This is a genomic window from Nocardia carnea (genome assembly GCF_029868855.1).
GTDB lineage: Bacteria > Actinomycetota > Actinomycetes > Mycobacteriales > Mycobacteriaceae > Nocardia > Nocardia carnea_A.
On the sequence record NZ_JARWOV010000098.1, the window covers coordinates 1 to 14095 of the forward strand.

15 protein-coding genes are annotated in these 14095 nt (G+C 69.4%); 8 read left to right on the forward strand and 7 right to left on the reverse strand.

What is annotated here, in order from left to right; genetic code table 11:
- Positions 1–197 (forward strand): hypothetical protein (locus QH195_RS09040; protein ID WP_280435029.1); only part of this gene is annotated, 197 nt, incomplete at its 5' end.
- Positions 198–218: 21 nt separating this feature from the next.
- Here QH195_RS09040 and QH195_RS09045 read toward each other — a convergent pair.
- On the reverse strand, positions 219–866 hold the full coding sequence (locus QH195_RS09045; protein ID WP_280435017.1) for an isochorismatase family protein: 648 nt from the start codon (positions 864–866) through the stop codon (positions 219–221).
- Positions 867–1001: 135 nt separating this feature from the next.
- Here QH195_RS09045 and QH195_RS09050 point away from each other — a divergent pair, with 135 nt between their 5' ends.
- The 3 genes from QH195_RS09050 to QH195_RS09060 all read left to right on the forward strand — a co-directional run bounded on the left by QH195_RS09050 (position 1002) and on the right by QH195_RS09060 (position 3188).
- Positions 1002–1961, forward strand: a complete 960-nt coding sequence (locus tag QH195_RS09050; protein WP_280435018.1) for a GlxA family transcriptional regulator — start codon at positions 1002–1004, stop codon at positions 1959–1961.
- 114 nt (positions 1962–2075) lie between these two features.
- The gene (locus QH195_RS09055) at positions 2076–2909 is read left to right on the forward strand and encodes an SDR family oxidoreductase (protein WP_280435019.1); all 834 of its coding nucleotides are present in this window, start codon (positions 2076–2078) and stop codon (positions 2907–2909) included.
- Positions 2910–2966: 57 nt separating this feature from the next.
- Positions 2967–3188 carry a hypothetical protein gene (locus tag QH195_RS09060; RefSeq protein WP_280424226.1) on the forward strand — a complete coding sequence of 74 codons (222 nt, stop codon included), beginning with the start codon at positions 2967–2969 and terminating at the stop codon, positions 3186–3188.
- 72 nt (positions 3189–3260) lie between these two features.
- On the opposite strand, the gene QH195_RS09065 is transcribed toward QH195_RS09060, so the two are convergent.
- A complete protein-coding gene (locus QH195_RS09065) occupies positions 3261–4436 on the reverse strand; it encodes a YbfB/YjiJ family MFS transporter (RefSeq protein ID WP_280435020.1) in 1176 nt (391 codons plus the stop codon).
- Positions 4437–4506: 70 nt separating this feature from the next.
- Between QH195_RS09065 and QH195_RS09070 the strand changes: the two genes are divergently transcribed.
- Complete coding sequence (locus QH195_RS09070) at positions 4507–5352, forward strand: LysR family transcriptional regulator (protein ID WP_280435021.1); 846 nt, start codon at positions 4507–4509, stop codon at positions 5350–5352.
- On the opposite strand, the gene QH195_RS09075 is transcribed toward QH195_RS09070, so the two are convergent.
- Positions 5266–6639: an MFS transporter gene (locus QH195_RS09075; RefSeq protein ID WP_280435022.1), complete on the reverse strand. Its 1374-nt coding sequence runs from the start codon at positions 6637–6639 to the stop codon at positions 5266–5268. The genes QH195_RS09070 and QH195_RS09075 overlap by 87 nt on opposite strands.
- Before the next feature lie 578 nt (positions 6640–7217).
- Between QH195_RS09075 and QH195_RS09080 the strand changes: the two genes are divergently transcribed.
- Both QH195_RS09080 and QH195_RS09085 read left to right on the forward strand, forming a co-directional pair.
- Positions 7218–8345: a methyltransferase gene (locus QH195_RS09080; protein WP_280435023.1), complete on the forward strand. Its 1128-nt coding sequence runs from the start codon at positions 7218–7220 to the stop codon at positions 8343–8345.
- A gap of 92 nt (positions 8346–8437) precedes the next feature.
- On the forward strand, positions 8438–9631 hold the full coding sequence (locus QH195_RS09085; protein ID WP_280424221.1) for an MFS transporter: 1194 nt from the start codon (positions 8438–8440) through the stop codon (positions 9629–9631).
- On the opposite strand, the gene QH195_RS09090 is transcribed toward QH195_RS09085, so the two are convergent.
- From QH195_RS09090 to QH195_RS09100, 3 genes are all read right to left on the reverse strand, one after another.
- Complete coding sequence (locus tag QH195_RS09090) at positions 9612–10481, reverse strand: AraC family transcriptional regulator (RefSeq protein WP_280435024.1); 870 nt, start codon at positions 10479–10481, stop codon at positions 9612–9614. The two genes, QH195_RS09085 and QH195_RS09090, sit on opposite strands and share 20 nt — an antisense overlap.
- Positions 10482–10602: 121 nt before the next feature.
- Entirely contained in the window at positions 10603–11409 is an 807-nt protein-coding gene (locus QH195_RS09095; protein WP_280435025.1) for a hypothetical protein, read from the reverse strand.
- 107 nt (positions 11410–11516) lie between these two features.
- Positions 11517–12104 carry a TIGR03086 family metal-binding protein gene (locus QH195_RS09100; protein ID WP_280435026.1) on the reverse strand — a complete coding sequence of 196 codons (588 nt, stop codon included), beginning with the start codon at positions 12102–12104 and terminating at the stop codon, positions 11517–11519.
- Between the two features lie 23 nt (positions 12105–12127).
- On the opposite strand from QH195_RS09100, the gene QH195_RS09105 reads away from it, so the two are divergent.
- Entirely contained in the window at positions 12128–13180 is a 1053-nt protein-coding gene (locus tag QH195_RS09105; protein WP_280435027.1) for a helix-turn-helix transcriptional regulator, read from the forward strand.
- A gap of 30 nt (positions 13181–13210) precedes the next feature.
- Here the strand turns inward: QH195_RS09105 and QH195_RS09110 are convergent, their stop codons facing one another.
- On the reverse strand, positions 13211–13816 hold the full coding sequence (locus QH195_RS09110; RefSeq protein WP_280435028.1) for a CatB-related O-acetyltransferase: 606 nt from the start codon (positions 13814–13816) through the stop codon (positions 13211–13213).
- Positions 13817–14095: the final 279 nt, after the last annotated feature.

The window sequence follows — 14095 nt, forward strand, 5'->3', positions numbered from 1 at the left end:
TCGAAACGGGCGCCTTCGTGGCCGCCGAATCGGACGAGGATGTCCACGGCGCGCTCGAACGCGGGCTCATCGAACGCGTCGGCACCGAACTCGGCGGCCGGTTGCGGGCCGGACGTTCCCGCAACGACCAGGTCGCCACCCGCGGCCCCCCCCCCCCCCAGGCCGGTGCCGGCCGGGGTATCGATCGTGGCCGGTGATGGCCGCTGGTCGCGCCGGCCTCAGGCGCTGGGCACCGGTGCGACGGCCGCGCGACCCGCTACCGCCGAGCTGACCAGGTTGCTCTTGTTCAGGGGTCCGCCGGAGCGCAGGGCTTCGATCCATTCGGCCGTCGTGCCGACGGCCGCGTAGTTCGATTGCAGCAGCACCATCAGGGTCGAGTGCAGAACCTCCGCCGGTACCTGCCCGGCCTCGTTGGCGAGGTGGACGGCGCCGGTGGCGTCCGAGAGCACCTCTGCGGTGAAGCCGTGGCCTTCCGCTTCCACCGCGGTGGCGAGGTCGCAGTTGTTGGTCATGTAGCCGGCGATTGTCACCGTGTCGATTTCGCGGGCGTGCAGCCACTCGGCGAGGTCGGTGCCGGCGAAGGCGCTGCCGTACTGCTTGTGCACATGCTTGCTCGCCGCTGCGGCGCGTTCCTCGATCGCCGGGTGCAGCGCCCAGCCCGCGGTGCCTTCCACGAAAACCGGTGCACCGGCGGGGCTGTGGTGCTGGATGATGATCACCGGGATTTCGTCGGTGAGCGCGGAATCGATCGCGGCGACGATATTGGCGAGTGATTCGTCGCGCGGGGGGAACTGGATCTCGAGCGGGCCCGCGAAGTACTCCTGCTGGACATCGACGACGATGAGGGCGCGGCGGGGGGTCGACATAAGGATTCTGCTCCTCGGGAGGTCGGCGGTGGCACGCCGGGAAGGCGTCCCACTCGATTGTTCGCCCCCGCCCGGACCACCGCGAGTGGCACGAATGCATACTTTCGATGGGATCAGGCCACAATGGGAGCGCGGATGCGAATCGCTGTCTACACCTTCGACGAGATCACCATGTTCCACCTGGCGGCACCACTGATGGTGTTCGGCGAGGTGACCCGGCTCGGGCTCGCCACCGATTGGGAGACCCGGCTGTGGTCGTCGGACGGCGGGTCGATCCGAACGGCCGAGGGGTATCCGTTGGGTGATGTCGCCGGGCCCGATATCGTCGACGACGCCGATATCGTGATCGTTCCGTCCTGGTCGCTACCGCCCGCGCCGACCGGCCCCGAACTGCGCGAACAACTCACCGCGGCGCACGGGCGAGGGGCGACGATCGCCGGACTCTGCCTGGGCGCGTTCCCGCTCGCGGACGCCGGCCTGCTCGACGGGCGCACGGCCGTCACCCACTGGTCGGCGATGCCGCTGCTGGCCGGGCGATGCTCCGGGGTCCGAGTGGATTCCTCGGTGCTCTACATCGACCACGGCGATGTGCTCACCTCGGCCGGCACCGCGTCCGCACTGGACGCCTGCCTGCACCTGGTCCGCAAACATCTCGGCGCCGCCGCCGCGACCCGGGTGGCCCGGTCGCTGGTGGTCGCGCCGCATCGGGAAGGCGGGCAGGCGCAGTACATCGAACGCCCCCTGGCCCGGCCCGCCACCGGGGACGCGTTGGGAGACGTCCTCGACTGGGCCCTGGGCAGGCTGGACCAGCCGCTCACCGTCGACATACTGGCCGAGCAGGCGCGGATGAGCCGGCGCAGCTTCGTCCGGCATTTCCAGCGAACCACCGGGACGACACCGGCCCGCTGGATCCTCGAACGCCGCCTCGACGAGGCGCGCGTGCTCCTGGAAACCACCGACTGGGGTATCGAAAGCCTCGCCGCGGCCTGCGGTTTCGGTAGCGCGGTCACCTTCCGCCAGAACTTCACCGCCGCGTTCGGCACCACCCCCACCGCCTACCGCCGGCAGTTCACCGCGAATTCGGCCGATCGGTAAGAGCACTGGTTCGAAACTCGGATGCCCCTGTGGCGTGGCCGCTGGGCTTGACCTCTATAAAAGTTGAGGTTTTAGCGTCTGTGGTGGTCGTCGGCCGCACAGGAGGAAACGCACATGATTCTGGTCACCGGAGCCACCGGCAATATCGGGCGCTCTCTGCTGGACGAGCTGCACGCGGTCGGCGCCGGGCCGATCAGGGCACTCACTCGCGATATCGCCGGTACCGTGTTCCCGCCAGGGGTGGAGGCCGTCGAAGGCGATCTGGCCGAGAGCGCGTCGCTGAAGGTCGCGCTGGACGGTATGCGATCGATGTTCCTCCTGCCTCGGCTCGGGAACGATGCCGAAATACTCGACGCCGCTCGGCGGGCCGGTGTCGAACATGTGGTGCTGGTGTCGTCGATCACGGTGCAAACACATCCCCACCTCGGTCCGGCCGCCGAGAACGCGGCGTCCGAGAAGCTTCTCGAAGACAGTGGGATGGAATGGACGATCCTCCGGCCGACCCAGTTCGCCTCGAATGCCCTGATGTGGGCGGCGGAAATCCGGGCGCACCAGTCGATTCGGGTGCCCTACGCCGATACCGCCCTGCCCACGATCCATCCCGCCGATATCGCCTCGGTGGCCCGCGTCGCACTCACCGAACGCGGCCACCGCGGACACCGGTATGTGTTGACCGGTCCCGAGCAGATCAGTGCGCGTCGGCAGATATCGACCATTGCCGGGCTGCTGAACCGGGATATCGAAGTCGACGAAATCACCCGGGAGCAGGCGCGCGCGACCATGGTCGAGGTCTTCGGTGCCGACGCCGCCGACGCCGTGCTGGATGTGACCGGCGGCGATGTCGGCGACGAGCTGCTGCGCGTGCGCGATACGGTCGCGCGGATCACCGGATCGCCTGCCCGGACGTTCCGGCGATGGGCCGAAGAGAACCTCGACGCATTTCGGTGAGGTACCGGTGCGGTGCGGCGGTTCGTCCCCGCGAACCCGGCACGTAGCATCGGGGGCATGGTCGGTCCTGCGAAGCGCAATGGTCCCCTGAGCGGCGGCATGGGAGCCGGGGTGGCCATCGGGTTGGCGATCGGTGTGGCCGTGGGGGTCGCGCTGGGCAACCTCGCTATCGGTGCCGGGATCGGTGTCGCCATCGGAATTTCCTTCGGCCTGGCTATGCAGGGCGACTCCGGCGACGATGCGCCGGAGGATCGCACCGGACCCGGGTCCGATAGCTGAAGACGTTCGGCCACAGCAGTATTCGATGCTCCGATCCGCACGTCCGCGAGCTGGGCTGCGGTGTAGCAGGTTTCAACCGCTGACGGCACGGCCGGACGTGCGATGCCGTACTCGGGTGGCGGCGCGGGCCAGGGCGGCCGATAACACGATGATCAGCGCGGCCAGGGCGAACGCCGAAGTGAAGGATGAGCCGACGAGGGGTACCACCAGTAAGGGGCCGATGACCTGACCGGTCGCGTAGGCGGCAGTCAGTACGGCTGCGGCATGGGCGATTCCGAGCCTGCGGGCCGCGTCCAGCGTCAGTACCACCACGGCCATGAAAGTGCCGCCGAACGCCACGGCCGCGACCAGGGCGGCGGCGACGCTGTCCGATACCGCGGCCGCCGCGGTCCCGGCGGCCTGCACGAGCAGGGCGGTCACCAGGGCCGGACCGGTTCCGATCCGGCCGGCCACGGCGTGCCACGCGACTGTGCTCACCGCCGCGGCGAGGCCGACGACCGTCCAGACCAGCGCGCCCGCCGAGGCACTGCCGGTGCCGGACACGGCGGCGACGAGGAAGGTACCGACGATGATGTAGCCGACGCCCTCGGCGAAATAGGAACCGAGGAGCAGCCGCCACGACCGCCGTGCCGCCGGACCGCCACTGCCGGTACCGACGGTATCGCCGGGGCGGCTTTCCGGCCGGATATCCACCAGCAGTGCCGGAACCAGCAGGATCGCGGTGAGCACGGCCGAACCGATCCACAGACCTTGCCAGGACAGGTGCGGTGCTGCGAGCAAGGTGTAGATGCCGGTGCCGGCGATACCCGCGCCGACCCCGGCGAAGGCCACACCGGGCGATGCGCCCTCGGCCCGGTGCTGCGCGACGGTGGACGCGCACGCGATGAAAATCGCCGCGCCGGCGACACCGGCGATGAAGCGCAGTGCTGTGTGGACCCCGACCGCTGCTGTCGCGGCCATCGCGACTTCGCTCGCGACCAGCAGCAGTGACCAGATCAGGAACAGTGTGCGCGTACCGAGTCCGGGGCGCCGAGCCAGGAGCAGTGCGCCCACCAGATAGCCTGCGTAGTTCCCGGTCGCGATCAGTGCGCCGTCTCCGGCGCTGATGCCCGCCGACGCGGTCATGATCGGTAGGAGCGGGGTGAAGACGAAACGGCCCACACCCATCGCTGCCGCCAGCCCGGCCGCCGCGGCCACGCCCACCATCCGGCCCCGCACCAGCGGAGCGGCTACTCGTACCTCACTCACGTCCCATAACGCTACGAGTTCGCGGAACTGGCCGGAAATGCCTGTTGATCATGGGGTATACGCTGAACGTATGGATTTGCAGGTGCGGCATCTCGCCGCATTCGTCGCACTGTGCGAGGAAGGTACCTACACCGGCGCCGCCGCCCGGCTGCACCTCACCCAGCCGTCGCTCACCCGCGCCGTACAAGACCTCGAACGGATTCTCGGCACGACCCTGGTCGACCGCGGCACCCGCCGTCTCGAACTGACCGACGACGGTCGCGAGTTCCGCGGCCGAGCCCAGCGCATCCTCACCGATCTCACCGAACTCGAAGCCGATATGCGCGGCCGCGCGGAAGTCCGTCTCGGCTTCGCCTGGCTGCTGCCGGCGGAATGGTTCGCCCGGGTGCGGGCCCGCTGGGAAGAGCTCGGCGGCCGCCTCGCCATCCACCGCACCGACGACCCGGTCGGCGACCTCGCCCGCGGTCACCTCGACATCGCGCTCGTCCGGAACACCCGGAACGGAAACGACACCATCGCCTGGCATCGCATCGGCACCGAACGCCGCGTCCTGGCGGTGGCGGCGGATTCGCCGCTCGCCGCCCGCCCCGGCCTTCGCTGGTCCGAACTCGCGGACCAGCCTGTGGTCGTCAATCCCCGGTCCGGCACCACCACGCCCGACAGCTGGACCGACCCGCACCCCGATCGGGAAATCATCACTTGCCGCAACTTCGACGAATGGCTCGAACTCGTCAGCGCGGGCCGTGGCATCGGTGCGGTGCCTGCCATCGCCGTCCACCGGGCGCCCCACCCGGGCGTGGTCTACCGGGAGCTGCCGGATATCCCCGATTCACCCGTCCATCTCGGCTGGCGCCGGACCCCACCGCCGTCCCGCTCCACCCGCCGCTTCCTCGATACTGCCCTGCGCCCCGGCTGACAGTGCCCGAATCTCTTGTCGGCCCGGGATCTTTTGTGCCGTCGCACCGTGGTCGGGAGATGTGGTCGCGGCGGGATCGGTCTCCGCGAAGTGCTGCCGCCGGGGAAGCAGGAGCGGCGTGGCGAGCAGGAGGACACCGGAGAGGGTGATCGCGGTGAGTGGGCTGGTGAGTGTGGCCAGTATGCCCCAGAGAGCAGTGAGGCCGGCCTGCGCGAGTTTGCTGCCGACACTCCAGGTGCCGAGTACTCGGGCGGCGTGATCCGCGGGGGTGCGTTGCAGGCGTTCGGTGGCGCTGATCGGGTTGAAAACGCCCATACAGGTGCTCAGCAGGGCTTCGACGACGATGACGGTGACCAGCCCGGGGACGCCGGGTTGGACGAAGGCGAGGCCGAGCGGGAACAGTGAGCGCAACCAGCCGGAAACGGTCATGACCCGGTGGCGGCCGTAGCGGTGCACGAGCGGTGCGCAGAGGCGGGCTCCCACGAAACCGCCGATCGCCGGGACACCGAAGGCGAGGCCGTATTGCCAAGCCGTGAAACCGTATTCGCCGAGCAGGAGGACGGCCAGCAGCGGGACGGTGGCGCTGATCAGCCCGCTCACGAGGATGGAATTGCGGAACAGGCGGCGTAGCACGGGGTCGTGGTGGATGAACCGCCCGCCGCCGAGGAGGTCGGCGGCGCGCCGCCGGGTGGCGGGATCGCGTGTGGTCGCGATATCTCGACCGCGGATCCGCGAGACCGCCAGCGCGGAGATCAGGTAGCTGAAGGCGTCGGCCAGGACGGTGACCACCGGCCCGAGCAATCCGATGAGTGCGCCGCCGAGCGGTGGACCGATAGCGGTCGAAATCCAGGTGGTGCTCTCGAATTTCGCGTTCGCGGCAACGAGTCGCTCGCCTGGGACGAGGTGTTTCAGGTATGCGCCGGAGGCGGCGGTGAAGGCGATATTCGCGGTTCCGGAGACGACCGAAACGATCAGCAACTGACCAAAGGACAGCGCATCCAGGAAGTACGCGGCCGGAATACTCGCCAAAGCGACAAATCGGATCAGATCCATCGCGACCATCACCGGACGTTCGGCCCGGTGATCCACCCACGGCCCGAGCGGCAACGCGAAGACCGCCGCCACCGCGAGCCCCGCCGCCCCGAGCAGCGACACCGCGAACGGTGACGAATCCAGCACCTGCACCGCGATCAGCGGAAACGCGCCGAAGGCGATCCACGTACCGTAGGTACTGACCGCGTAGGCCGACCACAGCCGGTCGAAATCGGACCCGAATCGCCCGTGCACCTGACTCCTTCGAAAACGCCGATGTCCGAGCATCACACCGGATCCGGGTAGGAGTTTTCCAACAACCGGCTCCCTGCTGTCCACAACCATCCGTTGTCCCGCGCCCGGCGGAGCGCTGGATACCCCGAGGGGCGCAGGCCAGAATCTGCCGGTCTCGAATGGGGACCGGCCCGCGCTGCGTTCGCCATCCCGCTGCATCCGGCGTCCGCCTCGATCGGCACCCGCAGTCGCGAGCCGGGCCGGAAGCATCCGGTAGCACTCGGCTCGGCGTGCGCCGCCCGGTCGGCGCTGCGAGCGCCGTCGGTTCGGTCAGCCGCGTACCGGGCAGGCCGGTTGTCCTGGTTCCGGCGCATCGCCCGCGGTCGAACCGGGCATCGGAGCACGTGCAAGGATGTACCTACACACAACGGAGGGAATCGGCCGTGGTCATGGGCATGGTGCTGGGCGATCGTCGCCCCCGCGCTTCGATGCGGGGTGCGTTCCGCCCGGTCCGCGTACCGGCCGCGGGGTAATCTCTGCCGTTCTCCTGCATCGAAGCGATGCCGACCCGAGGCACCTTCGTTCCCCAGGAGTACGACATGACCACCATCGGCTGGACCGAGAACGGGACAGAATTCTCCGCGCGCTGGCATTCCGAGAACGCGTCCCCCGCACCCGCCCGCATCGTCGTCATCGACGACCGCACCACCGCGAACGCCGCTCACCGCCTTGCCAAGGCGGAGGCCGGGCTGTTGTGGCGGGGTGATTTCCACAATGCCCGCCAACTCGTCCGGGCCCTGGAACGGCGCCGGCAGCGGAGTCCGCGGGCGGCGGTGACCGGGAATGATCCGGCGGCGCTCTTCGAGAGTCAGCGCGCCACCCGGGCAGCGCGCGCCGAACTCCTGGGCAGAGTGCTGGTGGTGCTGGAGCCCGGATACGCCCTCGGGCTGCGCCGGGCGCCGGATGTGCGCCCGGCATGTGAGCACGCGTACGGCCCGGCCGGCGGGGGCACCGAACGAGTCTGTGTGTCGCTACCCGAACTGTACGGTGTGCTCAGCGCCTACCAATGGCATCTACGAGGCGTGGACATACCCGCGCTGGGCGCGCGTATCCACCCCGACTACGGCGTCTTCTCGCCGGTCCGCGGGGAATACATCGACCTCGTCGCCCGTGCACCACTGCCGGGGGGAACCGAGCATCCGCTGGTATTCGATCTCGGCTCCGGCACCGGTGTGCTCGCCGCCGTCCTCGCCCGGCGCGGGGCCCGGGTGGTGGCCACCGATATCAACCCGCGCGCGGTGCGCTGCGCTCGCGCGAACCTGGACCGCCTCGGCGTCGCCGCGCGGGTGGTCGAGGCGGACCTCTGGCCGGACGGCTGCGCCGACCTGGTCGTATGCAACCCGCCCTGGCTCCCGGCGCGGCCGACATCCGCCCTCGAACTCGGTATCTACGACCACGACTCCGAGATGCTCCGCCGCTTCCTGCACGGACTCCCGGACCATCTCACTCCGGGCGGCGAGGGCTGGCTCATCCTGTCCGATCTCGCCGAACGTCTCGGCCTGCGGACCCGCGACGAACTCCGCACACTCATCGCCGAGGCGGGCCTCCGCGTCGCCGGCCGCTACGACACCTCGCCGCAGCACCCCCGCGCCACCGACGCCGCCGACCCGCTCCACGAAGCCCGGCGGCAGGAGATCACCTCGCTGTGGAGGTTGGTGCCGGACTGAGCCCGGGCACGCGCACCGAAACCGTGGCGTTCGGGTCGATTGCTCTGGCGTTTCGGTCGCGTGCCCGGCGGTGCCCACTTGTTGTATCGGGCATGACAACGAGCACACTGACACCCGGCGCGGCGACGCCGGAATCGACCCGGCGGGCGTGGCCCGCCCTGTCCATCATGTTCCTGGGCAGTTTCTCCCTGGTGACCGCCGAATTCCTGCCGCCCGGCGTATTGACCGCGCTCGCCGGTGATTTGAACGTTGCCGAGGGAATCGTCGGCCTGTCGGTGAGCGCCACTGCCCTGACCGCCCTGCTGGCTGCTCTCGGGCTGAGTTCGGTGTTCCCGAGGATCGACCGGCGCACGCTGCTGGTGGCGCTCACCGTCGCCGCCGCGGTGTCCAACATCGTGGTGGCAGTGGCGCCGAATATCGTTCTGCTGCTGATCGCGCGGCTACTCCTCGGCGTCGCCGTCGGAGGTTACTGGTCGATGGCGCTGGTGATCGCGTCGCAACTGGTGCCCGCGTCCAGGCTCGGTCGGGCGATGATGATCGTGAACGCCGGAACCACGGTCGCGACGGTGGCCGGTGTACCGCTCGGTGTGCTGCTCAGCACCTACGCCGGATGGCGGACCGTTTTCGTGGTCGCGGCCGGACTGACCGTGCTCACCGCGGTCGCCGTGCGTCTGGTTCTGCCGCCCATCGCGCCGGCACCGGGAATCGGCCTGTCCGCGACGGTCAGCGCGCTTCGTGCACCGGGAGTGGTGCTGGGCCTGGTCAGCGTGGTTGCCGTGATCGGTGGGCATTTCGCCGGATACACCTACGTGCGGCCGGCGCTGGCCGAACTCCTGGGCGCCGGGGAGGCGGTGATCCCGGTCCTGCTCGCCCTGTTCGGGATCGGTGGTTTGGCCGGCAATTTCGTACTCGGCTCACTGGCCGATCGGCGGCTGGGCGTGCTGCTGCCGGCGGTTCCGGCCGCCATCGGACTGTCCTTGGTCGCGATCATCGCCTCCGGTGTGTTCCCGCCACTGGGTTACCTGGCAACAGTGCTGTGGGGTGCGGCGTTCGGCGGCATCCTGAACCTCGTACAGGTCTGGGTGTCACGTATGCTGCCCGACCGGGTGGAAGCCGGAAGCGGACTGGTGGTAGGCGGTTTTCAGCTCGCGATCATCCTCGGCTCCGCGGTCGGTGGCCGCGGGGTGGACGGTATCGGCCTCGCCGCGACCTACGGTCTGGCCGCGGTCGCGGCGGTGATCGGTGGCATCCTGATCCGGGTCTCGCTCAGCCGCGCGCCGCGGTAGCCCGTTCCGTCGCCGGTATCCGGGTCGCCCGCCGCCACTCCGACGGTGTGCGGCCCGTATGCCGGCGAAACGCCCGACCGAACGCGGTCTCCGATCGATAGCCGAGCTGCCGGGCCAGGGCACCCACCGAAATCTCCTGATCGGCCAGGAACCGTTGCGCCCGCTCGATCCGCAGTTTCGTCAGATACCGCCCCGGCGTGAGGCCCGTCGCCTCCTGGAACCTGGCCGCGAAACCGGATCTCGACGCCAACGCGACGCGCGCCAGCGCTTCCACGGTCCAATCCTGTCCGGGGTCGGCGTGCATGGCGGCCACCGCCCGCGCGATCCCCGGTTCGTTCACCCGCAGCAGCCACCGCTTCGGGGCGCAACCGCGGGCATGCCAGGTTTCGATCGCCATCGAGGCGATCAGGGTGGAGACCCGGTCGCCTTGCACACCATGGGGATCCGGGCATTGCTCGACAAGATGCTGCATCATCGTCGCGGCCAGCGGTGTATGCCGGGTGAATTCGGTCAGCAACACGCGCGGCGGCAGCGCGTCCATGGCGCCGCCCGTGGTGACCGGCGCGAGCTGAATCCGCAGCACGCGGGCTTCCGACAGGGCGTTGAGCGCGAAACGGCCGGTGCGCGGGACGAAAAGGAAATCCCCGAGTGCGAGGTCTTCCGGCTCCTCCAGGCCTTCGACCCGGATCAGGCCCTCGGTGACGATGAGTGCACTCGGCTCGCCCGTCAGGTACTGCCGTCGACCCGGCTCCAGCACGAACACCTCGCGCTGGACGAATCTCCACCGCAGATCGGCCAGAACCTCATCGAGGCCGCCCGGGCCCGCATCGACCAGTGTCACTGTGCACATCCTTCTCGGTGCCGATCCCGACCGATCCACGGTAGCCGGATGCCGGTTCGGCGTCACCGGGCGCGGTGTTCCCGGCGGAAATATGCGGGTCGTGCGAGGGCGGGGGAGCGGTCGTCGCAGTTCAGGGGCCTGGGGTCGGTGGCGGATATGGTGCCGCGGGATGCTGAGGTGCCTGATTCTGCGCGACCGGGTATTGCGGCGCCGGATATCGGGGACCCGGGTTCTGCGGTGCGTGGTACTGAGCACCCGGGTTCTGCGGTCCGGGGTACGGCGGCGCCGCCGGGTAGGGCATGCCGTACGGCGCCGCCCGGGCAGTACGACCGGCGGTGACACTGCGTGCGATTCCGCTGACGGCGCAGGCGAGTATCGCGGCGAGCAGGAAGAGCACCGTCGCCAGATACGCCACTCGGAAGTCGAGGACCTCCGAGATCGCCCGGTGGACGAACGGTGCGGCCACCGTGGCCCCGAGACCGAGAACCGCCACCACGGTAGCCGCGACAGCCCGCGAGCCCTCGACCCGGCGCACCACCGCCATGGTGACCCCCACTGCGACACCCGCGCCGAGTCCGCTGATCACACGGCCTACGAGCAACAGCGCGGCACCACTCGCGAACGACGTGAGCAGTACACCGATGATCATGACGCCGAGCGCGGGAACGACAAGCGCCGTCGGAGAGCGGCCGCCGAGCAGGAACCCGAGCGCGAACGTGATCGCGGCGGCGACCGGATACGGGACGACAGCCAGCAACAGGAAATCCCGAGGCAGCAAGCCCAGGTCCAGCATCATGTGCGACAGCCGTCCGGCCTCGTACACAGAAGTGAGCATGAACAGGCTGGTGATCGTCGCGATCGCGGGTCCGATCGACATCCACCAGGGCAGATCTGCCTCGGAGACAGTGTGATTCCCCGTAGGCGGTACAGCGGCCATGCGCTCACGATAGCCGCCGCCGACCGCCCGGCGGGGAGTAAGCGCTGCACCTGCGTCCCGCCGGGTCCCTCGTTCTGGTCGGCGGGGCCGGGCGGTGCAGCGGACGGTCAGCGATCCCCGGGACGGGAGCGGCCCAGGAAGGCCGCGAGCCGTTCGGTGGGACCGGCCTGGGCGGGCGGTTCGATACGAAGGCCGAACGGGGCACCGGGACCCCGGGAGTCATCGGTGAGTGCGCGGTCGGCGACGGCCTGGGCTTTGGCGACGAGGGCGGGGTCGGCCTCGGGATCCTGGCCGGTGGCCACGGCGAGATCCCAGCCGTGGGCGACCGTTTCCATCAGGTACCCGCCGAGCGCCAGTCCGCCGGGGGCCGCGCCCCAGGGGGCGGTGACAGTGCGGGTGAGGAGCGAATCGTCGGCCCATTCGTCGAGTGCGGCGGTTGCCCGTTTCAGGTAGTCCTCGCCGGGATCGTTCTCGTCGATATCGGCGCGGGCGGGCAGGGTCCTCGGGTCGGCGCCGGTGGCGGTGGCCGCGATCTTGGCCGGATGGCAGGACAGGTGCTCCAGCAGGCGGCGGACGTCGAAATCGGTGCAGGGGGTCGCGGCGGTCCATTGCTCGGGGCGGACAGCGTTCATGAGATCGGCGACCCACTGATGCGCCGCGGCGAGATCTGCTCGGAAATCGGGAATCTGTGTCATGACACCAGCCTCGGACTCGATCGGTGACATCTTATGTCACCATTTCGTGGGATCCTGGACGGGTGCGTGCGGACCGGCTACTCCAGATCGTCCAATTGCTGCGCCGGCACGGGCGGATGAGTTCCGCGGAACTGGCCCGCCGGCTGGAAGTCACCAAACGGACCGTGCTGCGTGATATGGACGCGCTGTCGACTGCCGGTGTCCCGGTTTACGCCGAGCACGGTCGCGGCGGCGGATTCGCGCTGGTCCCCGGATACGAACCGGATGTCGAACAGCTCACCAGCGAAGAAGCGCGGGCATTGTTCGTGGCCGGCGGCCGGGGCACGGCGGAGGCGCTCGGACTCGGCGGCTCGTTCTGCAGCGCATTGCACAAACTCGCCTCCGCACTGCCCGACCACGAGTACCGGCTGGTCGACCACGTCCGGGAGCGGATCGTCCTCGATGCCGGCGGCTGGCACCGCGACCCCGATACCCTCGACGCGCTGGCCGCAGTCCAGGCGGCCGTACTGGACGACGAACGGATCCGCATCCGATATCAGTCCAAGGAGGCAGCCGCGCCGGGGGAGCGGACCGTCGACCCGTGGGGCCTGCTCCAGGTCGGTACCACCTGGTATCTCGTCGCCGCCCACCGCGGCCGTCCGCGCAGCTACCGGATATCCCGGATCAGTGCGGTCCGCCGGCTCGGCACCACCGCGAACCGTCCCCCCGATCTGGATCTGCGCAAGGTATGGAAGCAGATGCGCGACGATTTCCGCCGTGTCCCCGGCACCGAGATCACGCTGCGGATCCATCGGCCGCGGTTGCCGATGGTGCTGCGGTCGCTCTCGGTCACCGTGCTCGCCGATCCGCAACCCGCCGCCGGAGATCCGGAGGTGTTCAGCGTGCAGGTGCGCAGTCTGCGGGCGGCGGCGGCGATGCTGGTGGGTTTCGGGCCCGAGGTCGAGGTGATCGGCCCGGCCGCGCTGCGCGAGGAAATCGTCGCGATAGCGGAACGAGCCCGCGACCACCACCGGACGGTAGAGACGACTCCGGAGGCGCGGAGCGGGGCGACCGCCAGGACTTCGAACGGCTCCTGACATGACCGTCGCCCCGGAGACCGCCACCACTCACTTCGGTGGTGCCGCGGACTCGAGATCGGCGAGATCGCCCGACATGATCGTGCGAAGGTGCCCGGTGAGGTGATCGAGCGGCCAATCCCACCAGGCAACCGCCAGCAGCCGGGCGATCTCGGTGTCGCTGAAGCGTTTCCGGATGAGCCGGGCCGGATTACCGCCGACGATCCCGTAATCGGGAACGTCGCCGGTCACCACCGAGCCGGTGCTGACGATCGCGCCGTGGCCGATCCGGACCCCGGGCATCACCGTCGCGCCGTTACCGAACCAGACGTCGTTGCCGACGACGGTGTCCCCGCGGCTCGGCAGATCGGTGATGAGGTCGAAATGCTCCGCCCACGAGCCGCCCATGGTGGGAAACGGGAAGGTCGAGGGGCCGTCCATGCGGTGATTGGCGCCGTTCATGATGAACCGGACACCGGTGCCCAGGGCGCAGAATTTCCCGATGATCAGCTTCTCCGGTCCGTAGTGGTAGAGGACGTTACGGGTTTCGAAGGCAGTGGGGTCGTCGGGGTCGTCGTAGTAGGAGAACTCGCCGACCTCGATCAGCGGCGAGGTGACCAGCGGTTTCAGCAGCACCACGCGTGGCTGACCGGGCATGGGGTGCAGCACGGCGGGGTCGGCGGGAATGGGGAGGTCGGGCAATGCGGAGACTCCTTCGGGAAGTCGATCGTGGCTTACGTTGTTCGGCTCCGGCATCAGGAAACTGCCGCGGGTGCCGAAGCCCGCAGAGCCAGGCGGGCACCCCGCCACCGGCAGCGCCGCCGGCGGTCGGGGGGGGCGATGACCAGTGAGGCCCTGGTGTTGGGGTGGGGGGGTTACATGTATATGCAGGGGGGGGGGGAGATGGGGGTTGGTGGTTAGGCGAGCAGTTGCCCG